The organism is Paraglaciecola algarum, assembly GCF_021532655.1.
In the GTDB taxonomy this organism is placed as follows: domain Bacteria; phylum Pseudomonadota; class Gammaproteobacteria; order Enterobacterales; family Alteromonadaceae; genus Paraglaciecola; species Paraglaciecola algarum.
In genome coordinates, this window is the sequence record NZ_JAKGAS010000021.1 from 1 (window position 1) to 24,991 (window position 24,991).

Here is a 24,991-nt window from a genome sequence, read left to right on the forward strand (position 1 = left end):
TAGCACACTGCCAGACTCCCAATTAGAAGAAGGGCTATCCAAACGGGTAGCCCTTTTTTGCTATCTGGTGTTTAAATGCTTCAAGGTAGGATTGTGCACATCCATGATGATATGCACCCAAAACTATCATCCGTTAGCAATAGGTGGTATCACGGACGCTTACATGTAAAATGCCCCAGGAAATTAATCTAGGGGCTTCGAGTAGATAGTGTCGTTATTCTAGAAATTAGGTTTATTAACTGAGCTTATTAAATACGGCTTCTAAATCTAAGCCTTTATTTCCTAACATGTCGCGTAATCTGCGTAGAGCTTCAACTTGAATTTGCCTCACACGTTCTCGGGTTAAGCCTATTTCCACGCCTACATCTTCTAATGTAGAGGGTTCATAACCCATTAAACCAAAACGCCTAGCCAGCACTTCTCTTTGCTTTGGGTTTAAGTCTTCTAACCATTTAATAATATTACCTTTAACGTCTGAATCTTGCAGATCTTCCTCTGGACCGTGTCCATTGTCATCAGCAATTACATCTAATAATACCTTGTCATTCTCACCTCCGATTGGAGTATCAACCGATGTGATCCTTTCATTTAGGCGTAACATTTTGGTTACATCAGCAACTGGTTTATCAAGTGCTTCAGCGATTTCTTCGGCTGTAGGTTCATGATCTAGAATTTGAGCTAGTTCTCTAGCTGCTCGAAGGTAAACGTTTAGCTCTTTAACTACGTGTATGGGTAAACGAATCGTTCTGGTTTGATTCATAATTGCCCGTTCTATGGTTTGTCTTATCCACCATGTGGCATAAGTTGAAAACCTAAATCCTCGTTCTGGATCAAATTTTTCAACGGCTCTAATAAGGCCTAGATTACCTTCTTCAACCAAATCTAATAAGGCTAAACCACGGTTGTTGTATCGGCGAGCAATTTTTACTACTAAACGTAAATTACTGACGATCATACGTTTTCGCGAAGCTTCGTCGCCTTTTAAGGCGCGTCGAGAAAAGTAGACTTCTTCCTCAGCGGTAAGTAGTGGGGAAAATCCGATTTCACCTAAATAAAGTTGGGTGGCATCTAGGTTTTTTTTCTTGTCTTCTTTGGAGGATAAAATTTCTTCTAACTGAGTGTCAGACTCTTTTTCAGCTTTAGCCAATTCTCGTTCAACCGCTTCTTCAATATCGGTAAACACATTAACTTCTACTTCAACTGTCTTTTCTTGGCTCATAACAATGACTCCTTAACGGTAAATTCTGTAACGTCTCCTAATCTAATTGTTATAATTTATTGTTATTATCTTTTGGGTAAGTAGTTCAAAGGATTAATTGATTTACCTTTGTACCTAACTTCAAAATGAAGCTTAACCTTATCGGTTCCACTATCACCCATATTAGCAATCTGTTGGCCTCTTTTGACCCATTGCTGTTCTTTTACAAGTATTTGGTCGTTGTGTGCATAAGCAGATAAATAAGCCTCCGTATGCTTAATAATGACCAGTTGACCAAAACCTCTTAATGCATTGCCTGTGTAGACAACTTTTCCATCAGCGGCAGCCAATATAGGCGAGCCTAAATTCCCCGAAAAGTCCAAGCCCTTATTACCATCGTCTTTTGCTGAAAAGCCTTTAGTAACAGGCTTATTTGTCGGCCAAGACCATCGTTTTACTTGGTAAGGAAATTTGCCAATGGCAGATTCTTTAGAATCGCTATTAACATTCTGTTCACTTTCACCATACGCCTGCTTTTTAGGCAGGTCAACCGTTTGATTTGTAATAATTTTTGAGGTCTTACCAGTGCTCTTTTGAGACCTTTGTCTAATTGAACTAGTTATTGATTTGAGTTGTATTGTCTGTCCTGGGTAGATATTGTATGGCTTTTTTATGTTATTAATTTGGGCTAAATCGCGGTAGTCATTGCCACTAAACCAAGCGATTGAAAATAAAGTATCCCCTTTACTGACAATATATATATTAGCTTTATAGGCGTCCGCCTCGAAATCAATATAGGACTTACCCTGATACAACTCTTTGACTGGTGCGGGGGTATTCCTATTCGTACAACTTGTGAAAACTAAACTAATTAATAATAAATAGTATGCATAGAACGTTTTATGAGTTGCAGTAAGATCCATAAATCACAAATCGCTTTCTTGTCCGACCTTTTCGAGTATTAAAACAATTAGTAGACCACTAATCATTAAAGCTAGTGCAAACCAAGCCTGAGAAGGTTGTTGGTTAAGAGTTTCGAAAGATTGTGGCAAAATGTTTTCTTGAACTAAAGGTATTTCCTTTCCGTGCCTATTAATTACTGATTCTAATGTATGTTTCCAAGGCCATACTTTGTTGAGTGAACCTAACATAAAGCCGCCTAATAAAGCTAAAGTAACAGTTTTATAATGTTTGAACATCCAACTCAATACATGAGAGAAGCTTAGTAAACCAAAAACACAACCTAGTGCAAAAATAGCTAAGGTAAAAATTTGTAACTCTTTTACAGCCGTCAACATAGGCGCGTACATGCCCAGCAATAGAAGTAAAAAGCTGCCAGATATACCCGGTAAGATCATAGCGCAGATGGCTATCATCCCTGATAAAAATACAATTAACGGTGTTGACTCTACGTTCGTTGGACTGATAGTTGTAATGAAATAAGCAGTAGCGGCACCTACTAAAAATGTACAGGCTAAACCCATGTTCCATTGTGGTATGTGTCTGATTAACGACCATACTGCAGCTAAAATTAACCCAAAAAAGAATGACCATAATAATACTGGGTGTTCGGCTAAAAGATATAAAACTACACGAGATATAGTGAGTATGCTAAGTATTATTCCCGTAAACAAGGAGATCAAAAATGCACCGTTAATATGCAGCCAAGCTTGTTTTATTCCCTGGCTAAAAAACACTTTCAAAGCAGAAGGGCCACATTGTTTAAGCGAATATATAAGTTCTTCGTATATCCCGGTCATAAAGGCGATAGTGCCCCCTGACACACCAGGAACAGCATCTGCAGCACCCATCAAAGATCCTCTAGCGGCAATTCCAATATATTGGCTTTTTGTCCTGTTCTTATTCGCGTGGCTCAAATGATTTCTCCTGCCACTAGGGGCACAAATCTAACTGCTTCAATAATTTTTGATTCAAATTCATCACCACGACGGGTAATACAATGTAATTCTTGGTTTGATTCACCCACAGGTATGATTAAACGACCGCCGTCATTTAATTGCTGATAGAGTTCTTTTGGCATTGAGCTAGCTGCTGCGGTTACTATAATGGCATCGTATGGTCCTTTACTAGACCACCCTTGCCAGCCATCACCATGTTTCATTTTCACATTATGTAAATCAAGTTGGTTCATTCTTCTTTTGGCTTGAAATTGTAGAGTTTTAATTCTTTCAACTGAAAAAACCTGAGTGAAAAGTTGAGCCAATACAGCAGTTTGGTAACCCGAACCTGTGCCTATCTCTAAAACTGTTTGCGAGTTATTGTCAGATTCTAACAACAGCTCTGTCATCCGCGCCACTATATATGGCTGTGAAATAGTCTGCCCTTGGCCAATAGGAAGTGCGGTGTTTTGATAGGCTTTATGGCGCAACGCGTCAGGCAGAAAAAACTCCCTCGGTATGTTAGCAATTGCGGCCAGTACTTTAGTGTTAGTGATCCCCTCTGCGTGGAGTAGTTGGGCTAAACTTTCACCTTTACGTGAGTTTGTTCTCATTGTGTTTTGGGCTCCATCTATAAGCGTTTGGGCTCTAATAATTATTTAATTTTTTTGATCCAATAGGATAATGATTCAAGGCTATCATAAGCAGTCATATCGATACTAAGTGGTGTAATCGAACAATAACCGTTTGCTATTGCATAAAAGTCGGTACCTTCACCCGCATCTAATTCTGGACCGACATCCCCATACCAATAAATATCTCTGCCATGAGGGTCTTTCGCTTTCGTCATACTTTCGGCTTTGTGCCGTCTACCCTGACGAGTGACTTGTATACCTTTTATTGCTTGGTAGGGTAAATCTGGTGTATTTACGTTTAAAATTTGATCGGCAGGTAAGGGATGTTCAACTAATAAATCGATAATATCTGACACAATTTGGGCTGTTCCTCCAAAGTGTTTAGCTTCTTTGCTCGCTAATGACACTGCAATTGCTGGCAAGCCCATGTGTCTGCCTTCGGTTGCCGCCGCTACTGTGCCAGAATAGATAACATCGTCACCTAAATTTGCCCCATGATTAATACCAGAAATGACCAAGTCTGGTTCTTGTTTAAGTAGTTGGTTAATTCCAAGATGCACACAATCAGAGGGTGTACCATTAACCGCGTAAAAGTTGTTATCCATTTTTTGTACGCGCAATGGCGATTGAATTGATAATGCGTTACTCGATGCGCTGCAGTTTCTGTCTGGTGCAACTACAGTCACTTGGTGCTGCTTACTTAACTCTGAATATAAAGCGGCTAATCCTTTAGCAAATACGCCGTCATCATTACTCAATAATATATTCATGGATGCTCCAGTATTTCTTGGTTGACATCAATTATTTCACGGATCACTGAAGTAGCAAAACAGCCTGCAGGTAATGAAAATTGTAAATTCAAATCACTATTTTTGAGTGTCCAAGACATCTGTTGTGGAAACAACCTTAATGCTCGCCTTTCTTGTTTTAGGCCTAATGATTCTAACAACTGGGTGATTGAACTATTTTGTTCAGCAGTCGAGTTTTCCTGTTGCAAGGTAACTAACTGACTCGCTAATTCGCCGATTCCCCATAATGGCCCTGTGGTGTAGATATCTCGCTCGTCAAGGCGATTTATGGTGTCTTCATCAATATGAATAGCGCAAAAAAAACTATTACTGCCGGCCAATTGCATAACGTCGCCGGCCAATGCATTAGTCAAATTATCTTGTTTTAATCTAGTGTGTATATTTTCGTTAAAAAACCAAGAGCGTAACGCCGATATGGCCATAGAGCGTTTATTACGATTACGAATAGACTCGCCGTTTATCATTTTTTCGGCCAATACTAAATTACCGCCTCTGTCGTCATAACGAGTATCGCCAAACCGTTGGGCCCCGTAATAGTTAGGCACTCCCTGGCTGGCAATAATTTGTAGGCGTTGTTCAATATTTTTAACGGATGTTAGATTTCTGAGAGTAATATTGAAGTAATTACCTTTTAGTACACCGGTTCTAAGCTTTTTGTTATGTCTAACTGCATGTAAAACTTTTGCGCCAGGTTCTTCAAATGTGTTCCAGTCAAATTCGCCTTTCCCTGGTAGATGCACACTAAACCATTGATTGGTCAAGGCATGTTTATCTTTACGTCCAGCGTAAGTGACATTGCGTAGTGGCAGTTTAGTAAACTTTGCAATTTGTTCGGCTAAGTAGGCTGTATTTAGGCCTATTTTTTCAACCCATAAGTATATATGTTCACCTTCGCCAGTGGGTTCATAACCTAAAGTTTCTGTCACTTGAAAATCTTCAGCTGAAGTTTTAAGTTGGCCACTAATTCCTAGAGACGGATATTGTCGTAACCAATGTTTAGTGGATAACAAGCTTAACTTTCCTTTTTGATAAGCAATACAACGGCATGAGAGGCAATGCCCTCTTTTCTGCCAGCAAAACCTAGTTTCTCTGTGGTGGTGGCTTTTACATTGACTTGGCTTATATCTGCATGTAAATCTTTTGCAATAAGATTGCGCATCGTGTCTATATGAGGAGCCATTTTAGGAGATTGGGCGACTATAGTTAAATCCAAATTACCAAGTTGATATCCTTGATCTTCGACGAGTTGATAAACATGTCTGAGTAGCTCTCTACTATCAATGCCGGATAAGGTTGGATCGGTGTCTGGAAAGTGTTTGCCAATGTCGCCTAGGGCTAAAGCCCCTAAAAGCGCATCACACAAAGCATGTAAGGCTACGTCTCCATCCGAATGGGCGATTAACCCTGTTTCGTGAGGGATAGAGGTGCCGCCAATAATAATAGGGCCGGGGCCGCCGAATTTATGTACGTCATAACCATGACCTATTCTAAAACTCATAGTATCTCCATGTAGTGGCTATTTTTGTTTTGAGTTAGATAAAACTCGGCTAATAATAAATCTTCAGGTTGAGTCACCTTAAGGTTTGAGGCTTGCCCTTCAATTAACTTTACCGGTTTGCCTATATATTCTATTGCAGAGGCTTCGTCTGTAATTAACGCTTTGTCATTTTTTGCCGTTTCTAATGCATATTTAAGCTCAGTTAAATTAAAAAATTGCGGGGTGAGTGCGTGCCATAAATTTTCCCGAGACTCTGTATGCAAAATTGTATTACTTGTGTCTGAGCGTTTCATGGTATCCCGCACTCTGCTAGCAAGGATCCCACCAATATCCCCTTGTTCGGCTATTGCTATTAGCTTGGAAATATCATTCAGTGATAAGCATGGTCTAGCAGCATCGTGGACTAAACCCCATTGTTCTTGTTCATCTAGATGTTGTAGCCCAGCCAATACCGAATCTGCACGTTCTTTGCCGCCAATAGTTGTTTCTACTTTTGGATTTTGTGCTATGGGTAATGTGTTAAATATTGCATCTTCTGGATTGAGCACCACAATCACTCGTCTAATTTGGGGATGTTTGAGTAATACGGATATGGTGTGTTCAATGATAGTACGACCAGCAATTGTTAAATATTGCTTTGGTATTTCAGACAACATACGTTTACCAATACCTGCTGCAGGTAAAACCACTGAGTATAAAGATTTTGACGACATTACATTATTGTTCGGAGGGCAGAATACGGTAGAACGTTTCGCCTTGTTTAATTAGTCCTAAACCATTTCTGGCTTTTTCTTCAGCTGCATCTAAGCCCATTTTTAAATCATGAATATCGGCTTTTAATAAATTATTGCGCTGGGCTAAATTACTATTTTGAGTGACCTGGAGGGCAACCTGCTCTTTTTTTATCATAAAGTCTGGCACACTGTTTTTACCAAACCATAAACGATACTGGAGCATACAAAATAAACAAGCTAATATAACTGTCAGCCATTTCATTGTATTGTTCTCCAAGTCATCTGATATAACGCATTATGCCGAGGTTTTAGGGGCTTTAAAAGTATTATTAAAGTTAATAAGTATATGCACCATTTGTAGGCCCTTTTATTTTCTTCATTGTGATTTTAGGTGTCGATTAGCTAACATTGATATGCGTATTTGAATTCAGAGATATGACCAGTAAAAGCCAAATCAGAATTTCTTATTCTAATGCATTCTTATTTTTATTTATCGCTAGGATGGTAACTGACTAAATGTTGGGTAAAATACTGACAATCCGAAATAGTGGGCTTTTGACGAGTGCGGTCTTCAAAGGGTATATATTTATTCGGTTACTCACACTCTTAAATTAAAACAAAAAATTGGAACTCTATGAAAACTCTATCTGATATTGGCTTAATAGGCCTTGCTGTTATGGGTGAAAACCTAATTCTTAATATGGCTAGTAAAGGTTACACAGTTACGGCATATAATCGTTCAACAGACAAAGTTGAAAACTTTATTAATGGTAGAGCTAAAGGTGAAACCATTCGTGGAGCCTATTCAGTAGAAGAGTTAGTTCAATCTCTAGCTACCCCAAGAAAAATAATGATCATGGTGAAATCTGGTGCGCCAGTAGATGCCACAATTGAACAACTTTTACCTTTATTAGATAAAGGTGACATTATTATCGATGGTGGTAACACACACTTCCCAGACACAATACGTCGTGAGAAGTACTGTGCAGAAAAAGGCATTAACTTTGTTGGTGCTGGTGTGTCTGGTGGTGAAGAAGGAGCCTTGAAAGGTCCATCTATCATGCCTGGCGGATCAGCTGAAGCATGGCAAGCTGTTAAACCTATTTTCCAAGATATCTCTGCTAAAGTTGAAGATGGCTCACCTTGTTGTGATTACGTTGGCGAAAACGGTGCAGGCCATTTCGTGAAGATGGTTCACAATGGTATTGAATATGGCGACATGCAATTGTTGTGTGAAGCATACCAAATCATGAAAGAAGTATTAGGTATGTCTGCCGATGAAATGCACGAAGTTTTTAAAGAGTGGAATACTACTGAGCTAGATAGTTACCTAGTAGAAATCACCCGTGACATCTTGGCATATAAAGATGAAGATGGCGGTCCTCTAGTTGAAAAAATCCTAGATACAGCTGGGCAAAAAGGTACAGGTAAATGGACTGGCGTAGTTGCTCTTGATCTTGGTGTACCACTTACGCTTATTGCTGAGTCTGTATTTGCTCGTTGTATTTCAGCCCTTAAAGATGAGCGTGTAGAAGCGTCTAAAGTTATTTCAGGTCCAGCTAAAGAATTTAACGGTGACAAAGCCGCGTTTATCGAAGATTTACGTCAAGCAGTATTGGCCGCTAAAATTGTTTCTTATGCTCAAGGTTATACTTTGATGCGTGAAGCCGCTAAAGAATTTAACTGGAACCTAAACTACGGTGGCATTGCACTAATGTGGCGTGGTGGTTGTATTATTCGTTCGGCTTTCTTAGGTAAAATTAAAGAAGCATTCGATAAAAATCCTGAGCTAAATAATCTTCTTTTAGATGATTACTTCAGAGATACAGTAGTTAATGCTCAAGAAGGATGGAGACGTGTTGCAGTCAACGCTATCACAACAGGTGTTCCTGCTCCTTGTTTGACTGCGGCATTAAATTACTTTGATGGATATCGTACAGAACGTTTGCCTGCAAACTTGTTGCAAGCTCAACGTGATTACTTCGGCGCTCATACTTATGAGCGCACTGACAAGCCAAGAGGCGAGTTCTTCCATACTAACTGGACTGGACGTGGTGGTAATACTTCATCTTCTACTTATAACGCTTAACTAATTACTATTAACATATTGAGCGAAAGCTCAAAATTGTAACAGGCGTTAAAGCCCAGCAAAGTTTTTTTGTTGGGCTTTTTACTTTTAGGTAGTGTTATAAGTGTTTTATGCTGACTAATTCTTGGTTATTCTAGATCTTTCTTCTTGAATCCAGATTCGCAATAAGTATAATACGCCTCCCTCCTTGATGTTGATTCAGAATTTTTCCAAAAAATCTATGATTCTACAAGGCTGGTGTAACTAAATTTCGCGTTGTTTATTGGTTAGAAGCTTGTAATCAGACGCTAAAGATTTTTTAGGGGTGTAGTTCCAATTGGTAGAACAGCGGTCTCCAAAACCGATGGCTGGGGGTTCGAATCCCTCCACCCCTGCCATATTAGGCAAAGTAATCCGTTGCGGGTTATGCAATAAGTAAGAAACTAGGGTTTAGCATGAGCGAGAATACAGAAAACAGTTCCAATCCATTAGATACGCTTAAATGGTTGGTTACGATAGCTTTGTTAGCAGGCATAGTTGCAGCTAATCATTTTTTACCAGAACTATCTGTTCTGTATATTGCAATTATCGCAGTGGTTGCTGTTGGGTTAGCGGGCTTTATTGCATCTACAACCGTTAAAGGTAGCGCTTTTATTACCTTTGCTAAAGACTCTCGCACAGAGGTTCGCAAAGTAGTTTGGCCTACCCGCCAAGAAACAACTACTACCACTATGATAGTGCTAGCGGCTACAGTCGTCATGGCGCTTATCTTATGGGGCTTAGACGGCATTATTGTTGAAGTTGTGTCTTTCATTACAGGATTAGGAATTTAAGCCATGTCTGATAAAAAATGGTACGTTGTACAAGCTTTTTCTGGTTATGAAGGTCGAGTTCAAAAAACTTTACTAGAACATATCAGAATGCACGAAATGGAAGATTATTTTGGTGAGATTTTAGTACCCACTGAAGAAGTCGTTGAAATGCGTGCCGGTCAAAAAAGAAAAAGTGAACGTAAATTTTTCCCAGGCTATGTGTTAGTGCAAATGGACATGAATGAAGATTCATGGCATTTAGTGAAAAGTGTACCTAGAGTACTAGGTTTTATCGGTGGTACATCTGACCGTCCTGCACCTATCACTACTAAAGAAGCTAATGCTATCTTGAACCGTCTTGAAGAAGGCGTGGATAAGCCAAAACCAAAAACATTGTTCGAGCCGGGCGAAGTGGTACGTGTTACCGATGGCCCTTTTGCCGATTTCAATGGTGTGGTAGAAGAAGTGGATTACGAAAAAAGCCGCTTGAAAGTGTCTGTACTTATATTTGGTCGTTCAACTCCAGTAGAACTAGAGTTCGGCCAAGTAGAAAAAGGGTAAGCGAGGATTCTTTAGCTACGTAGTAGCGCCCGAGCGAACGACTTGCCATGGATGGCAAGTCCGGATGAAGATCATCAGGGACGTGTGATTGACTACTTAACCTAGTTGTTTATATTTCACCATTTGACACCGATTCATTTCTATCAAGCATAAAATTTAAAAAAGTCAATAATTAGACTTGTATAGGGCTGCGGATTCATCTATAATTCGCGGCCCTTTTTATTAGAACGGGAAGCCGATCGAGTAAGCATTCTCAGTGTTTACAAGGCGTTATACCCAAATTAGAGAGTATTATCATGGCGAAGAAAGTCACTGGCTTAATTAAGCTTCAGGTTGCGGCAGGTGCTGCGAACCCTAGTCCACCAGTTGGTCCTGCATTAGGTCAACACGGTGTAAATATCATGGAATTCTGTAAAGCGTTTAACGCAAAAACAGAAAGCTTAGAAAAAGGCGCACCAGTACCAGTAGAAATTACTGTTTACGAAGATCGTTCTTTTACTTTCCTTACTAAAACACCTCCTGCTTCTTTCTTACTTAAGAAAGCTGCAGGCGTGAAAAGTGGTTCTGGCCGTCCTAACACTGAAAAAGTGGGTAAAGTGACGCGCGCGCAATTAGAAGAAATTGCTAAAACTAAAGAACCTGATTTGACTGCAGCAAGTTTAGATGCAGCAGTAAACACCATTGCTGGCTCTGCCCGCAGCATGGGCTTAGTGGTAGAGGGATAAGACATGGCTAAATTATCAAAACGCGCTCGCTTAGTTGCAGAGAAGGTTGATACAACTAAAGAATACGAATTTAATGAAGCGGTTGCTTTGTTAAAAGAATTAGCGACAGCTAAATTTGCAGAAAGTGTTGACGTTGCAGTTAACCTTGGAATTGACGCGAAGAAATCTGATCAAAACGTTCGTGGCGCAACTGTATTACCAAATGGAACAGGTAAAGACGTACGTGTTGCTGTATTTACTCAAGGCGCTAATGCTGAAAAAGCAAAAGAAGCCGGAGCAGATATTGTAGGTATGGATGACTTAGCTGATTTAGTTAAGAAAGGCGAAATGAACTTTGACGTTGTTGTTGCTTCTCCAGATGCAATGCGCGTTGTAGGTCAATTAGGCCAAATCTTAGGTCCACGTGGACTTATGCCTAACCCTAAAACTGGTACTGTAACACCTGACGTAGCAACAGCAGTTAAAAATGCTAAAGCTGGTCAGGTTCGTTATCGTAACGACAAAAACGGTATTATCCATGCTAGCATCGGTAAAATCGCTTTTGAAGCAAATCAAATTCAAGAAAACTTAGCAGCATTGCTAGAAGCGCTTAATAAAGCTAAGCCTTCTTCAGCTAAAGGCACTTTCATTAAGAAAATTAGCCTTAGCACAACAATGGGTGCAGGTGTTTCTGTAGACCAAACTAGCCTATAAGTTAGTTGGTCGCTTTAGTCTAGGCTAAAGCAAGGTTAGTCAAATGGCTAACTTCTCTATAAAGGTTATGGGTTAGAGTCTGAGTTTCTTTGTTTTGTACAAGCAATTTGCAAAACTAACTAAACGCCAGACTCTCGTCCAAGACCGCAGGCGTAAATTGGAAGGTGAAGTAAGAGAGCATTTTCCGTGATAAAGGTTGTAAAATCTTTATACTAAACAATTTACTTAAAACATAAGCCTGCGCAGACGGTGGTATCGACTCAGACTCTCTGGGATTAACGAACACCGTAGAGCGGTGGATTTGTTAGGAGTTAATTCTTCAAACAATGACATCAATCTGTGAATCCTGAAAATGATTTCCTTTGGAAAAAGTTTTCAGACATTAAGAAGGTGAACTCAGTGGCATTAGGCTTAGCAGCAAAAAAAGAGATCGTAGCGGAAATTAGTGACGTTGCATCTCAAGCTCTATCTGTTGCCGTTGCTGAATACCGTGGCATGGAAGTGGCAGAATTAACTGACCTTCGTGTTAAAGCTCGCGAACAAGGTGTTTACTTACGAGTAGTTCGTAACACTCTTGCAAAACGTGCTTTAGCTGAAAGTAAGTTCTCTGACCTTGACAGTGCGTTAACTGGTCCTTTGATTTATGGTTTTTCAATAGAAGCACCTGGTGGTGCTGCACGTCTTTTCAAAGACTTTTGCAAAACTAACGACAAGTTAAACGTAACTGCACTTTCTATTGGTAGTGGTTTATTGGGTCCTGAAAAATTGGATGCAGTAGCGTCACTTCCTACCCGCGACGAAGCGTTGTCAAGATTATTGGCTACCTTCAAAGCACCTGCCGAGAAATTCGTTCAAACTATCAACGAAGTTCCAGGCAAATTTGTGCGTGTATTGGCAGCGATCAAAGAAGAAAAATAATTTTCCTCTTTGTACATTTTAAATTTTTAACATTAAACCCAGGAGTTTAGAGAAATGGCTCTAACTAAAGAAGATATTTTAAACGCAATTGCTGAAATGCCAGTAATGGAATTAGTTGAACTAATCGAAGCAGCTGAAGAGAAATTTAACGTTTCTGCTGCTGCAGCTGTAGCTGTTGCTGCACCTGCTGCTGGTGGCGCTGAAGCTGCTGCAGAACAAACTGAATTTGATGTTGTTATGACATCTTTCGGTGCTAACAAAGTTGCAGTAATCAAAGCGGTACGTGGCGCAACTGGCCTAGGTCTTAAAGAAGCTAAAGAAGTAGTTGAATCTGCTCCTAAAGCTATCAAAGAAGGCGTTGACAAAGCTGAAGCTGAAGAACTTAAGAAGACGCTTGAAGAAGCTGGCGCTGAAGTTGAGCTTAAATAATCTGCCTAAACACAGATTGTTAGCCTGAAATGGCATAGGCTGGTGACTTTTTAGTCACCAGCCTTTTTGCGCTGTAGGATTTGATATTTTCATCCTTTGATATGGATCCTAGTTAAAAAGTGCAAAATATATTTAAAATCTAATAAAACCAATAAGTTAAGTAAGCCTCTTAATGACTTTGGAAAAGAATTTAAATATAGTTTAAAGGATAGCGGAAGTTTGTTTAATGAGTGCACTCGTTAAGCAAGTTGGGTCAAAAATCGGCAGGCTGAGGAACCCATGGTTTACTCCTATAGCGAAAAGAAACGTATCCGTAAGGATTTTGGCAAACGCCCACAGGTACTGGAAATACCGTATCTTCTTTCAATCCAATTAGATTCTTTTAAGAAATTTATTGACCTAGATGTAGATGGTCAACATGGTTTGGAAGCAGCATTTCGATCGGTTTTCCCTATCAAAAGTTATTCAGGAAACTCTGAATTACAGTATGTAAGTTACCGTTTAGGTGCCCCAGTATTTGACGTGAAAGAATGTCAAATTCGTGGTGTTACATATTCTGCACCGTTGCGCGTGAAATTGCGTTTAGTGTTGTTCGATAGAGAAGCAGCACCAGGCACAGTTAAAGACATCAAAGAGCAAGAAGTATACATGGGTGAAATTCCACTCATGACAGATAACGGAACATTTGTTATCAATGGTACTGAGCGTGTTATTGTGTCGCAACTGCATCGTTCACCAGGTGTGTTCTTCGATCACGACAAAGGTAAAACTCACTCATCAGGTAAAGTGTTGTATAACGCTCGTGTTATACCTTACCGTGGTTCGTGGTTAGACTTTGAATTTGACCCTAAAGATAATCTATTTGTGCGTATAGACAGACGTCGTAAATTACCTGCGACTATTATGTTACGTGCTTTAGAAATGCCTACCGAAGAAATTCTAAGTTTGTTCTTTGAAACAAACCAAGTAAGAATTGAAGGTGAAAAATTTCTGTCTGATGTGGTACCAGATCGCCTTCGTGGTGAAACTGCACAGTTCGACATATTAGATGCTGACGGTAAAGTACTAGTTGAAACTGGTCGTCGTATTTCTGCTCGCCATACGCGTGCCTTAGAAAAAGCGAAAATTACTGAACTTGAAGTCCCTGCAGAGTATTTGATTGGTCGCGTATTTGCACGTGATTATATCAACGAAGAAACAGGTGAAGTCATTGTATCAGCGAACGATGAGTTAACTATAGAAAACTTAGCCGAGCTAGTAGAGTCAGGTTTAACGTCTTTCGATACACTTTATATTAACGAACTAGATCATGGTGCTTATATTTCAAACACCTTACGTATCGATAGTTCTACTAATAAGCTAGAAGCTTTAGTTGAAATTTATCGCATGATGCGTCCTGGTGAGCCACCTACTAAAGATGCAGCAGAAACATTATTCACTAATTTATTCTTTTCAGAAGATAGATACGATTTGTCATCTGTAGGTCGAATGAAGTTTAACCGTCGAATTGGTCGTGAAGAATCTACCGGTGCTGGCACCTTAGACAAAGACGATATCGTTGCTGTAATGAAGCAATTAATTCAAATTCGTGATGGTAAAGATGACGTTGATGATATCGATCACTTAGGAAACCGTCGTATTCGTTCTGTTGGCGAAATGGCCGAGAACCAATTCCGAGTCGGTCTAGTACGTGTAGAGCGTGCCGTGAAAGAACGTTTAAGTTTAGGTGACCTTGATGCCGTTATGCCTCAAGATCTAATTAACGCTAAACCTATTTCTGCAGCTGTAAAAGAGTTCTTTGGCTCAAGCCAGTTATCTCAATTTATGGATCAGAATAACCCATTGTCAGAAGTGACGCATAAACGTCGTATTTCTGCTTTAGGTCCAGGTGGTTTGACTCGTGAACGTGCTGGATTTGAAGTCCGAGATGTACACGCTACTCACTACGGTCGTTTATGTCCAATCGAAACACCTGAAGGGCCAAACATTGGTTTGATCAACTCTTTATCGAGTTTTGCTCGTACCAACGATTTTGGTTTCTTAGAAACACCTTATCGTAAAATTGTTGACGGTGCGTTGACTGACGAGATTGATTACTTGTCAGCCATCGAAGAAGGTCAATATGCCATTGCACAGGCTAACGTAGCCTTAGATGATGATGGTAAATTAGCAGACGACCTTATTCCATGTCGTCACCGTGGTGAAACCACTTTAATGTCTGTAGATGACATTAAATATATGGATGTTTCACCACAACAAATTGTATCTGTAGCCGCTAGTATTATTCCGTTCCTAGAACACGATGATGCTAACCGAGCCTTGATGGGTGCTAACATGCAACGTCAAGCCGTACCTACCCTAATTGCGCAAAAGCCATTGGTTGGAACAGGTATGGAGAAAACAGTTGCTGTTGACTCTGGAGTGACCGTTGTCGCAAAACGTGGTGGTACGGTTGACTACGTAGATGCAAGTCGAATCGTAATTAAAGTAAATGAAAATGAAATGACTGCCGGTGAAGCTGGTATCGACATTTACAATTTAACTAAATACACCCGTTCAAACCAAAACACATGTATTAACCAAAAACCAACTTGTAATGTTGGTGAGCCTATTGTGGCTGGCGACGTGTTGGCTGATGGTCCGTCTACCGATTTAGGTGAACTAGCACTTGGTCAAAACATGCGTATCGCATTTATGCCTTGGAATGGTTATAACTTCGAAGATTCAATCTTGATTTCTGAGCGCGTAGCGCAAGAAGACAGATTTACTTCTATCCACATTCAAGAATTAAGCTGTATCGCTCGTGATACCAAGCTTGGTCCAGAAGAAATCAGTGCTGATATCCCAAATGTGGGTGAATCTGCGTTAGGTAAATTGGATGATTCTGGTGTGGTATATATCGGTGCCGAAGTGAAAGGCGGCGATATCTTAGTCGGTAAAGTGACACCTAAAGGTGAAACACAACTTACTCCGGAAGAAAAACTTTTAAGAGCCATCTTTGGTGAAAAAGCGTCTGACGTTAAAGATACCTCGTTACGTGTACCAAATAGTGTACACGGCACGGTTATCGACGTTCAGGTCTTCACTCGAGACGGTGTTGAAAAAGATAAACGTGCACGCGAAATTGAAGATATGCAATTACGTGAAGTGAAAAAAGATCTTGGCGACGAATTTAATATTCTTGCTGATGGTATTTTTGCACGAGCAAGCAACTTGCTAATTAAAGCAGGTGTTGATCAAGCTAAACTTGATAGTACACCTCGTGATAAGTGGTTCGACATCACATTAGATGATGAAGATCAGCAAGCAGAACTTGATCAGATTGCTGAACAGCATTCTGAAATCAAATCTGACTTCGACACTAAGTTTGAAATTAAACGTCGTAAGATCACTCAAGGTGATGACTTGGCACCAGGTGTGCTGAAAATTGTTAAGGTTTACCTTGCAGTTAAACGTCATATCCAACCTGGTGATAAAATGGCTGGACGTCACGGTAACAAAGGTGTTATCTCGACAATCCAACCAGTTGAAGATATGCCTTACGATGAAAACGGTACACCTGTAGACATCGTATTGAACCCGCTAGGTGTTCCTTCGCGTATGAACATCGGTCAGATATTAGAAACTCACTTAGGTATGGCTGCAAGCGGTATCGGTGTGAAGATTGACCGTATGCTTAAAGAGCACGAAGAGATGTCTAAGTTGCGTAACTTCTTAAAAGAAGTTTACAGCGCAGGTAAATCTCACCAAGTAGTTGATATTGATAACTTTACTGATGATGAAGTGAACCGTTTAGCCGATAATTTACGTGCCGGTGTGCCTATGGCTACACCAGTATTTGACGGTGCAACTGAAGCAGAAATCAAGCATATGTTAACCTTGGCAGACATTCCTGAAAGCGGACAAATTACTTTGTTCGACGGTCGTACAGGTCGCCCATTTGAGCGTCCAGTGACCGTAGGTTATATGTACATGCTGAAACTTAACCACTTGGTTGATGACAAAATGCATGCGCGTTCAACTGGTTCTTACAGCTTGGTTACTCAACAGCCGTTGGGTGGTAAAGCTCAGTTCGGTGGTCAACGTTTCGGAGAGATGGAAGTATGGGCACTTGAAGCTTATGGTGCTGCTTATACCTTGCAAGAAATGTTAACCGTTAAGTCTGATGACGTGAATGGCCGTACCAAAATGTATAAAAACATTGTGGATGGCGATCATCGTATGGAACCTGGTATGCCGGAATCATTCAACGTATTGTTGAAAGAAATCCGTTCACTAGGTATCAACATCGAACTAGAAGAGCAGTAAGCGCTCTACTGAGCTCTACATAGGATGGTCTAGCACATGTTTGTGCATGTGTTAGACCTTTGCAATTGACTCCGCTGGGAGAGAAATGTGAAAGATTTATTAAAGTTTCTTAAGCAACAACATAAGACTGAAGAGTTCGATAATATTCGAATTGGTCTAGCATCACCGGAAATGATCCGGTCTTGGTCATTTGGTGAAGTTAAGAAGCCAGAAACAATTAACTACCGTACCTTTAAACCTGAACGTGATGGTTTATTCTGTGCTCGTATTTTTGGGCCAGTTAAAGATTACGAATGTTTATGTGGTAAATATAAGCGCCTTAAGCACCGTGGTGTGATATGTGAAAAATGTGGGGTTGAAGTAACCTTAACTAAAGTACGTCGTGAGCGTATGGGTCACATTGAATTGGCAAGTCCAGTTGCACATATTTGGTTCCTAAAATCATTACCGTCTCGTATCGGCCTAATGTTAGATATGACATTACGTGATATTGAGCGAGTACTTTATTTTGAATCATACGTGGTATCAGAGCCAGGTATGACAACGCTAGAGCGTAGCCAACTTCTAACTGAAGAAGAGTATTTGGATGCACTTGAAGAGCATGGTGATGAATTTGAAGCTAAAATGGGTGCTGAAGCAGTTTTTGAATTGCTTAAAGCACTTGATGTTGATGCTGATGTTGTTGCTATGCGTGAAGAGTTACCCACTATTAACTCTGAAACTAAGCGTAAGAAAATTACTAAGCGTTTAAAATTATTAGAGTCATTCCAATTATCTGGCAACAAACCAGAGTGGATGATTTTAACTGTTCTTCCGGTTTTACCACCAGATTTACGTCCTTTGGTACCACTAGATGGTGGCCGTTTTGCGACTTCAGATCTAAACGATTTATATCGTCGTGTTATTAACCGTAACAATCGTCTTAAACGTTTATTAGACCTAGCTGCACCAGACATTATCGTACGTAACGAAAAACGTATGTTACAAGAAGCGGTTGATGCCCTTCTAGATAACGGTCGTCGTGGTCGCGCAATTACAGGTTCTAACAAACGTCCTCTTAAATCTTTGGCTGATATGATCAAAGGTAAACAAGGTCGTTTCCGTCAGAACTTACTAGGTAAACGTGTTGATTATTCAGGTCGTTCTGTAATTACAGTTGGTCCAACACTTCGTTTACACCAGTGTGGTCTACCTAAGAAAATGGCACTTGAATTATTCAAACCATTTATCTACGGTAAATTAGAAGGTCGTGGTCTTGCCACAACTATCAAAGCAGCTAAGAAATTAGTTGAACGTGAAGATCCGGAAGTATGGGACGTTCTAGACGAAGTCATTCGCGAACACCCAGTATTACTTAACCGTGCACCCACTCTTCACAGACTAGGTATTCAAGCATTTGAACCAACCCTAATCGAAGGTAAAGCGATTCAGTTACACCCATTAGTATGTGCGGCATATAACGCCGACTTCGATGGTGACCAAATGGCTGTTCACGTACCGTTGACGATTGAAGCTCAGTTAGAATCTCGTGCATTAATGATGTCTACCAACAACATCTTATCTCCTGCGAACGGTGAGCCAATTATCGTTCCTTCACAGGATGTTGTATTAGGTTTATATTATTTGACCCGTGACCGTGTAAATGGTTTGGGTGAAGGCATGGTATTCACTAGCCCTAAAGAAGCTGAAAAAGCGTACCGTACCGGTCATGCTGAATTACATGCTCGTATCAAAGTACGTATTACCGAATACGAAACTGACGCTGAAGGTAACAGAAGCGAAAAAGTTACTTTGACTGATACTACTGTTGGTCGTGCTATTTTCTCGGAAGTTTTACCTAAAGGTGTACCTTTCGAAATTATCAACATCGCTATGGGTAAAAAGCAGATTTCTAAGTTATTGAATGCTTGTTACCGTACCTTAGGTTTGAAAGATACTGTTATCGCAGCTGACCAAATCATGTATACAGGTTTCCATTACGCGATGATCGCGGGTGCATCTGTAGGTATTGATGACATGGTAATTCCGGATGATAAGAAAGATATTATCGAAGGTGCTGAAGCTGAAGTACGCGAAATCCAAGAGCAATTCCAATCAGGTCTTGTTACAGCGGGTGAGCGATACAACAAAGTTATCGATATCTGGTCAAATGCGAATGAAAAAGTAGCTAAAGCCATGATGGAAAACTTGTCTACTGAATCAGTTGTCAATCGTGACGGTGAAACAGAAGAACAGGTTTCATTTAACTCAGTATTTATGATGGCCGATTCTGGTGCTCGTGGTAGCCCCGCACAGATTCGTCAGTTAGCGGGTATGCGTGGTTTGATGGCAAAACCAGATGGTTCAATCATCGAAACACCTATCACAGCTAACTTCCGTGAAGGTCTAAACGTACTGCAGTACTTTATATCTACTCACGGTGCTCGTAAAGGTTTGGCCGATACAGCATTGAAAACAGCTAACTCGGGTTATCTAACTCGACGTTTAGTTGACGTTGCACAAGACTTGATTATCAACAATGATGATTGTGGTACTTTCGAAGGTGTTAAAATGACACCGCTAATTGAAGGTGGCGATGTTGTTGAACCTCTTCGCGAACGAGTGTTAGGTCGAACTGTTGCTGAAGATGTATTAAAACCTGGTACTAATGAAGTGTTAGTAGAACGTAACGTTCTTCTAGACGAAGCGTTAGTAGACTTACTTGAAGTTAACTCTGTTGATCAAATTCAAGTACGTTCAGTTATCACTTGTGAAAATGACTTTGGTGTTTGTGCTAAATGTTACGGCCGTGATTTGGCTCGTGGACATATGGTAGGCCATGGTGAAGCTGTTGGTGTTATTGCGGCTCAATCAATCGGTGAACCTGGTACACAGTTAACCATGCGTACATTCCACATCGGTGGTGCTGCATCTAGAGCATCTGCTGAGAACAGTGTACAAGTTAAAACAACAGGTACCTTAAAATTACATAACGCTAAGTTTGTAATTAATACCGACGAAAAAGTTGTGATTGTTTCTCGTTCAACTGAAGTCACTATTATTGATGACCAAGGTCGTGAGAAAGAGCGTTATAAAGTTCCTTACGGTGCAATTCTTACTACTAAAGACGGTTCTAAAGTTACCTCTGGTGAAATTGTTGCTAACTGGGACCCGCATTCGCATCCAATCGTGACAGAACGTGCTGCAAAAATTAGTTTTGCTGACATTGATGACAGTAATACTGAAATGCAACAAGATGAGTTAACTGGTTTAACTCGTATCGTTGTTAACGACCTTGCTAAAGCAAATGCTAAAGAGCCTAAACTAATCCTAGAAAGTGAAGAGTTTGGTTTACAAGAAATTCGCTTACCAAGCTTTACTACTATTGAAGCAACTGATGGTATGGAAGCTAAGCCTGGTGACGTATTAGCACGTATTCCGCAAGAAAGTTCGAAGACTCGTGATATTACCGGTGGTCTTCCACGGGTAGCTGACTTGTTCGAAGCCCGTAAGCCTAAAGAGCCTGCCATCCTAGCTGAAGTATCAGGTATGATCGGATTTGGTAAGGAGACTAAAGGTAAGAAACGCCTAATGATTACACCTAAAGAGGGTGATCATTACGAAGAGATGATCCCTAAGTGGCGTCAACTTAACGTGTTTGAAGGTGAAAACGTTGAAAAAGGTGAAGTTATTGCTGATGGCCCAGAGTCTCCGCATGACATCCTTAGATTGCGTGGTATCAGTGCTGTTTCTAACTACATCGTTAATGAAGTACAAGAAGTTTACCGCTTACAAGGGGTAAAAATTAACGATAAGCACATCGAAGTTGTTATTCGCCAAATGTTGCGTAAGTGTTTAATCACTTATGCGGGCGACACTAACTTCTTAGAAGGTGAGCAAGTAGAAGTATCTAATGTGAAAATCGCTAACCGTGAATTGGAAAAGCAAGGCAAAATTCCTGCTCAGTACGAACCACAGTTATTGGGTATCACTAAAGCGTCATTGTCTACTGAGTCATTTATCTCAGCGGCCTCTTTCCAAGAAACCACTCGTGTACTTACCGAAGCAGCAGTGCAAGGTAAAGAAGATGAGTTACGTGGCTTGAAAGAAAACGTTATTGTTGGGCGCTTGATACCAGCTGGTACAGGTTTCACCCATCACCAAAAACGTGCTGCTAGAAAACTAGCAGAACTGCAGCAACTTGAAGAACCTTCAGTTTCTGCATCTGAAGCAGAATTAGCCTTAACTGAAGCATTAAATGCTGAAGTAACGGATACTCCTGCTGACGAGTAGTAAAATAGGATCACAAAATGATCTGGCTAAGTTAGATTGTTGTTTAAACTCACATATTGTGCAGTTTAACAGCAGTCTTACTTGACAGAACATAGTTTGATCATTAGACTTCCGCGACCCGAAATTAGGTGACTGTATTGTCACTTAAAATTGAGTCGCGGATTTTTCGCGTTTACGGTCCTTAAAAAGGACTTAAACAGTCGTAATTTTAATCAGGAGCTAGTTAATGGCAACAGTTAACCAGTTAGTGCGCAAGCCCCGCCAAAAGCCAGTAGTGAAGAGCAACGTTGCTGCTTTGCAGGCCTGCCCACAACGTCGTGGAGTATGTACTCGTGTATATACCACCACACCAAAAAAACCGAACTCAGCATTACGTAAAGTGTGTCGTGTTCGTTTAACCAATGGTTTTGAAGTGTCTTCATACATTGGTGGAGAAGGTCACAACTTACAAGAGCACAGTGTTGTTCTTATTCGTGGTGGTCGTGTTAAAGATTTACCAGGTGTTCGTTATCACACTGTCCGCGGTACATTAGATTGTGCTGGCGTAAGTGATCGCAGAGCCGGCCGTTCTAAATACGGCGCAAAAAGGCCTAAGTCTTAACGGTTCTCCGTTAGTAAGGCCAAACTAAGTATTAATTGAGTTTTGGGAATATCCTGAAAATTCTACGGAGAATTTGAAAATGCCAAGAAGAAGAGTCGTAGGTCAACGTAAAATCCTACCAGATCCTAAGTTCGGATCAGAGTTACTTGCTAAATTTATGAATGTCGTTATGTTAGACGGCAAAAAATCGACTGCTGAAAAAATCGTTTACGGTGCGCTTGAAATTGTTGCTTCTAAAGCTGACAAAGCACACTTAGACATATTTGAAGAAGCGTTGGACAACATTCGCCCTACAGTCGAGGTTAAATCTCGTCGTGTTGGTGGTTCTACGTACCAAGTACCAGTAGAAGTTCGTCCCGTTCGTCGAAATGCTCTAGGTATGCGTTGGTTAGTTGACGCTGCTCGTAAACGTGGTGAAAAATCAATGGCTCAACGCCTTGCAGCTGAGATGCTCGATGCTGCAGAAAACAAAGGTTCAGCGGTTAAGAAACGTGAAGACGTTCACCGTATGGCCGAAGCTAACAAAGCATTCGCTCACTACCGTTGGTAATAAGAGAAAGCTATGGCTCGTAATACGCCCCTTGAGCGTTATCGAAATATTGGAATTGTCGCTCACGTGGATGCGGGTAAAACCACAACCACTGAGCGTGTTCTGTTTTATACCGGATTATCTCATAAAATCGGTGAAGTACATGATGGCGCAGCCACTATGGACTGGATGGAACAAGAGCAAGAACGCGGCATTACCATTACTTCGGCAGCGACGACCTGTTTTTGGTCGGGAATGGATAAGCAGTACGATCAACATCGTATCAATATCATAGACACCCCTGGACACGTTGACTTCACTATTGAAGTTGAGCGTTCGTTGCGTGTACTAGATGGTGCGGTTGTAGTGTTCTGTGGATCGTCAGGAGTAGAGCCTCAGTCTGAAACAGTATGGCGTCAAGCAGATAAATACCGCGTTCCACGTTTGGTATTTGTCAACAAGATGGATAGAGCTGGTGCAGACTTTGAGCGCGTAGTTAGTCAAATTGAAAATCGTTTAGGAGCTAATTGTGTTCCTATTCATTTAAATATCGGCGCTGAAGAAACCTTCAAAGGAGTTGTTGACCTAATTAAGATGAAAGCCATTAATTGGAATGAATCTGATCAAGGTATGACATTTACTTATGAAGCCATCCCAGCTGATTTAATTGAGCGTGCGGAAGAACTTCGTACAAATCTAATTGAAGCGGCTGCTGAAGCGACAGATGAATTGATGGATAAATATTTGGAAGGCATTGAGCTGACCGAAAGCGAGATTAAATTTGGCTTAAGAAAACGTACTCTGGACAACGAAATTGTACTTGCCACTTGTGGTTCGGCATTTAAAAACAAAGGTGTACAAGCGGTACTCGATTCAGTTATTGAATATTTACCCGCTCCTATGGATGTGCCGGCTATTACAGGTGTATTAAACGACAAAGATGAAACTGAAGCATCACGTCCTGCAGACGATAATGCGCCTTTTTCTGCGTTAGCATTTAAAATTGCTACTGACCCCTTTGTTGGTACTTTAACTTTTTTCCGTTGCTACTCTGGTGTTGTGAACTCAGGTGACTCAGTTTATAACCCGGTAAAAGCTAAGCGAGAACGCTTTGGACGAATTGTTCAAATGCACGCCAAAGATAGAGAAGAGCTTAAAGAAGTACGTGCCGGTGACATTGCGGCTGCAATTGGTTTAAAAGATGTGACAACAGGTGACACCTTGTGTGACCCGAATCATATTATTACTTTAGAGCGTATGGACTTTCCGGAACCGGTTATTTCTATCGCTGTAGAGCCACGCTCTCAACCAGACCAAGAAAGAATGGGTGTTGCGCTAGGTAAACTAGCCGCTGAAGACCCGTCTTTCAGAGTGCATACTGACGATGAATCAGGACAGACAATAATTTCAGGTATGGGTGAACTGCACCTTGACATTATTGTTGATCGAATGAAACGTGAGTTTAATGTTGACTGTAAAGTAGGTAAGCCTCAGGTTGCCTATCGTGAGACCATTCGCAGTAAAGTTGATGCTGAAGGAAAGTTTGTTCGTCAATCAGGCGGTAAAGGCCAATATGGTCACGTTTGGTTAACTATTGAGCCTAATGAAGAAGGCGCTGGGTACGAGTTTGTCAATCAAATTGTAGGTGGTACGGTTCCGAAGGAATTTATCTCATCTGTAGACAAAGGTATCGAAGAACAAATGCAGAATGGTGTAGTAGCTGGATACCCGGTACTTGATGTTAAAGTTACCTTGTTTGATGGTTCGTATCATGATGTTGACTCTTCAGAAATGGCGTTTAAAATTGCAGGTTCGATGGGATTCAAGAAAGGGGCTGCTGAAGCAAACCCAGTATTACTTGAGCCAACTATGAAAGTTGAAGTTACCACTCCAGAAGACTGGATGGGTGATGTAGTCGGTGATCTAAATAGACGCCGCGGTATGATTGAAGGCATGGATGATGGTGTTGCAGGTATAAAAATAATACATGCAAAAGTTCCTTTATCAGAAATGTTTGGCTACGCTACTGATTTACGCAGTGCGACTCAGGGGCGAGCATCATACTCAATGGAATTTTTTAATTACTCAGAAGTGCCCAGTAATGTCGCTAAAGCGATAACTGACTCACGACTGTCTTAGATTTTTAATGAAGGTCTGGTCCGGGCTCTACTCTAAAAAGAGCCGGATTTTTTAACTTAGGAAACCAGTAAAATGGCAAAAGCAAAGTTTGAACGTACTAAACCGCATGTAAACGTCGGTACTATCGGCCACGTTGACCACGGTAAAACAACATTAACAGCTGC

Annotated in this window: 22 protein-coding genes and 1 tRNA gene; 14 read left to right on the forward strand and 9 right to left on the reverse strand. The window is 40.7% G+C overall.

The window, feature by feature from the left end:
• Positions 1-235: 235 nt before the first annotated feature.
• The 9 genes from rpoS to ftsB form a co-directional block, all read right to left on the reverse strand.
• Positions 236-1,219 carry an RNA polymerase sigma factor RpoS gene (gene rpoS / locus L0668_RS20215; RefSeq protein WP_235314547.1) on the reverse strand — a complete coding sequence of 328 codons (984 nt, stop codon included), beginning with the start codon at positions 1,217-1,219 and terminating at the stop codon, positions 236-238.
• Between the two features lie 65 nt (positions 1,220-1,284).
• Positions 1,285-2,121: a peptidoglycan DD-metalloendopeptidase family protein gene (locus L0668_RS20220; protein ID WP_235314548.1), complete on the reverse strand. Its 837-nt coding sequence runs from the start codon at positions 2,119-2,121 to the stop codon at positions 1,285-1,287.
• Positions 2,122-2,124: 3 nt separating this feature from the next.
• On the reverse strand, positions 2,125-3,075 hold the full coding sequence (locus L0668_RS20225) for a polyprenyl-phosphate transporter (protein ID WP_502572564.1): 951 nt from the start codon (positions 3,073-3,075) through the stop codon (positions 2,125-2,127).
• A complete protein-coding gene (locus L0668_RS20230; RefSeq protein ID WP_235314549.1) occupies positions 3,072-3,710 on the reverse strand; it encodes a protein-L-isoaspartate(D-aspartate) O-methyltransferase in 639 nt (212 codons plus the stop codon). Before L0668_RS20230 ends, L0668_RS20225 begins: the two co-directional genes overlap by 4 nt.
• Before the next feature lie 41 nt (positions 3,711-3,751).
• Entirely contained in the window at positions 3,752-4,501 is a 750-nt protein-coding gene (gene surE / locus L0668_RS20235; RefSeq protein ID WP_235314550.1) for a 5'/3'-nucleotidase SurE, read from the reverse strand.
• The gene (gene truD / locus L0668_RS20240; protein ID WP_235314551.1) at positions 4,498-5,550 is read right to left on the reverse strand and encodes a tRNA pseudouridine(13) synthase TruD; all 1,053 of its coding nucleotides are present in this window, start codon (positions 5,548-5,550) and stop codon (positions 4,498-4,500) included. The genes surE and truD overlap by 4 nt, the downstream gene beginning before the upstream one ends.
• Positions 5,551-5,552: 2 nt before the next feature.
• Positions 5,553-6,038: a 2-C-methyl-D-erythritol 2,4-cyclodiphosphate synthase gene (gene ispF, locus L0668_RS20245; RefSeq protein ID WP_235314552.1), complete on the reverse strand. Its 486-nt coding sequence runs from the start codon at positions 6,036-6,038 to the stop codon at positions 5,553-5,555.
• The gene (gene ispD / locus L0668_RS20250; RefSeq protein ID WP_235314553.1) at positions 6,035-6,751 is read right to left on the reverse strand and encodes a 2-C-methyl-D-erythritol 4-phosphate cytidylyltransferase; all 717 of its coding nucleotides are present in this window, start codon (positions 6,749-6,751) and stop codon (positions 6,035-6,037) included. Before ispD ends, ispF begins: the two co-directional genes overlap by 4 nt.
• 4 nt (positions 6,752-6,755) lie before the next feature.
• Complete coding sequence (gene ftsB / locus L0668_RS20255; protein ID WP_235314554.1) at positions 6,756-7,034, reverse strand: cell division protein FtsB; 279 nt, start codon at positions 7,032-7,034, stop codon at positions 6,756-6,758.
• 372 nt (positions 7,035-7,406) lie between these two features.
• On the opposite strand from ftsB, the gene gnd reads away from it, so the two are divergent.
• From gnd to L0668_RS20325, 14 genes are all read left to right on the forward strand, one after another.
• Entirely contained in the window at positions 7,407-8,861 is a 1,455-nt protein-coding gene (gene gnd / locus L0668_RS20260; RefSeq protein ID WP_235314555.1) for a decarboxylating NADP(+)-dependent phosphogluconate dehydrogenase, read from the forward strand.
• A gap of 300 nt (positions 8,862-9,161) precedes the next feature.
• A tRNA-Trp gene (locus L0668_RS20265) sits at positions 9,162-9,238 on the forward strand.
• A gap of 57 nt (positions 9,239-9,295) precedes the next feature.
• Positions 9,296-9,673: a preprotein translocase subunit SecE gene (gene secE, locus L0668_RS20270; protein ID WP_235314556.1), complete on the forward strand. Its 378-nt coding sequence runs from the start codon at positions 9,296-9,298 to the stop codon at positions 9,671-9,673.
• A gap of 3 nt (positions 9,674-9,676) precedes the next feature.
• Positions 9,677-10,213 carry a transcription termination/antitermination protein NusG gene (gene nusG, locus L0668_RS20275; protein WP_235314557.1) on the forward strand — a complete coding sequence of 179 codons (537 nt, stop codon included), beginning with the start codon at positions 9,677-9,679 and terminating at the stop codon, positions 10,211-10,213.
• Positions 10,214-10,509: 296 nt separating this feature from the next.
• Positions 10,510-10,938: a 50S ribosomal protein L11 gene (rplK, locus tag L0668_RS20280; RefSeq protein ID WP_235314558.1), complete on the forward strand. Its 429-nt coding sequence runs from the start codon at positions 10,510-10,512 to the stop codon at positions 10,936-10,938.
• A gap of 3 nt (positions 10,939-10,941) precedes the next feature.
• Entirely contained in the window at positions 10,942-11,631 is a 690-nt protein-coding gene (rplA, locus tag L0668_RS20285) for a 50S ribosomal protein L1 (protein WP_235314559.1), read from the forward strand.
• 399 nt (positions 11,632-12,030) lie between these two features.
• A complete protein-coding gene (gene rplJ, locus L0668_RS20290; protein ID WP_235314560.1) occupies positions 12,031-12,549 on the forward strand; it encodes a 50S ribosomal protein L10 in 519 nt (172 codons plus the stop codon).
• A 54-nt stretch (positions 12,550-12,603) separates the two neighbouring features.
• Complete coding sequence (gene rplL / locus L0668_RS20295; protein ID WP_235314561.1) at positions 12,604-12,978, forward strand: 50S ribosomal protein L7/L12; 375 nt, start codon at positions 12,604-12,606, stop codon at positions 12,976-12,978.
• Positions 12,979-13,257: 279 nt separating this feature from the next.
• Positions 13,258-17,286 (forward strand): DNA-directed RNA polymerase subunit beta, encoded by a 4,029-nt coding sequence (gene rpoB, locus L0668_RS20300; RefSeq protein ID WP_235314562.1) that lies wholly within the window; start codon positions 13,258-13,260, stop codon positions 17,284-17,286.
• Between the two features lie 87 nt (positions 17,287-17,373).
• A complete protein-coding gene (gene rpoC, locus L0668_RS20305; protein WP_235314563.1) occupies positions 17,374-21,558 on the forward strand; it encodes a DNA-directed RNA polymerase subunit beta' in 4,185 nt (1,394 codons plus the stop codon).
• Between the two features lie 226 nt (positions 21,559-21,784).
• Entirely contained in the window at positions 21,785-22,159 is a 375-nt protein-coding gene (gene rpsL, locus L0668_RS20310; protein WP_158966615.1) for a 30S ribosomal protein S12, read from the forward strand.
• A 79-nt stretch (positions 22,160-22,238) separates the two neighbouring features.
• Positions 22,239-22,709 (forward strand): 30S ribosomal protein S7, encoded by a 471-nt coding sequence (gene rpsG / locus L0668_RS20315; RefSeq protein WP_158966613.1) that lies wholly within the window; start codon positions 22,239-22,241, stop codon positions 22,707-22,709.
• A gap of 12 nt (positions 22,710-22,721) precedes the next feature.
• The gene (gene fusA / locus L0668_RS20320; RefSeq protein ID WP_235314564.1) at positions 22,722-24,827 is read left to right on the forward strand and encodes an elongation factor G; all 2,106 of its coding nucleotides are present in this window, start codon (positions 22,722-22,724) and stop codon (positions 24,825-24,827) included.
• 72 nt (positions 24,828-24,899) lie between these two features.
• The coding region (locus L0668_RS20325; RefSeq protein WP_017173303.1) for a GTP-binding protein at positions 24,900-24,991 on the forward strand (92 nt) is incomplete at its 3' end.

What these genes read in the sequence shown, in the direction of transcription:
- secE (WP_235314556.1), top strand. Translation starts at nt 9,296, where the DNA reads ATGAGCGAGAATACAGAAAACAGTTCCAATCCATTAGATACGCTTAAA.
- fusA (WP_235314564.1), top strand. Translation starts at nt 22,722, where the DNA reads ATGGCTCGTAATACGCCCCTTGAGCGTTATCGAAATATTGGAATTGTC.
- surE (WP_235314550.1), bottom strand. Translation starts at nt 4,501, where the DNA reads ATGAATATATTATTGAGTAATGATGACGGCGTATTTGCTAAAGGATTA.
- rplA (WP_235314559.1), top strand. Translation starts at nt 10,942, where the DNA reads ATGGCTAAATTATCAAAACGCGCTCGCTTAGTTGCAGAGAAGGTTGAT.
- gnd (WP_235314555.1), top strand. Translation starts at nt 7,407, where the DNA reads ATGAAAACTCTATCTGATATTGGCTTAATAGGCCTTGCTGTTATGGGT.
- nusG (WP_235314557.1), top strand. Translation starts at nt 9,677, where the DNA reads ATGTCTGATAAAAAATGGTACGTTGTACAAGCTTTTTCTGGTTATGAA.
- rpoS (WP_235314547.1), bottom strand. Translation starts at nt 1,219, where the DNA reads ATGAGCCAAGAAAAGACAGTTGAAGTAGAAGTTAATGTGTTTACCGAT.
- ftsB (WP_235314554.1), bottom strand. Translation starts at nt 7,034, where the DNA reads ATGAAATGGCTGACAGTTATATTAGCTTGTTTATTTTGTATGCTCCAG.
- rpoB (WP_235314562.1), top strand. Translation starts at nt 13,258, where the DNA reads ATGGTTTACTCCTATAGCGAAAAGAAACGTATCCGTAAGGATTTTGGC.
- ispD (WP_235314553.1), bottom strand. Translation starts at nt 6,751, where the DNA reads ATGTCGTCAAAATCTTTATACTCAGTGGTTTTACCTGCAGCAGGTATT.
- ispF (WP_235314552.1), bottom strand. Translation starts at nt 6,038, where the DNA reads ATGAGTTTTAGAATAGGTCATGGTTATGACGTACATAAATTCGGCGGC.
- L0668_RS20220 (WP_235314548.1), bottom strand. Translation starts at nt 2,121, where the DNA reads ATGGATCTTACTGCAACTCATAAAACGTTCTATGCATACTATTTATTA.
- rpsL (WP_158966615.1), top strand. Translation starts at nt 21,785, where the DNA reads ATGGCAACAGTTAACCAGTTAGTGCGCAAGCCCCGCCAAAAGCCAGTA.
- rplL (WP_235314561.1), top strand. Translation starts at nt 12,604, where the DNA reads ATGGCTCTAACTAAAGAAGATATTTTAAACGCAATTGCTGAAATGCCA.
- L0668_RS20230 (WP_235314549.1), bottom strand. Translation starts at nt 3,710, where the DNA reads ATGAGAACAAACTCACGTAAAGGTGAAAGTTTAGCCCAACTACTCCAC.
- rpsG (WP_158966613.1), top strand. Translation starts at nt 22,239, where the DNA reads ATGCCAAGAAGAAGAGTCGTAGGTCAACGTAAAATCCTACCAGATCCT.
- rplK (WP_235314558.1), top strand. Translation starts at nt 10,510, where the DNA reads ATGGCGAAGAAAGTCACTGGCTTAATTAAGCTTCAGGTTGCGGCAGGT.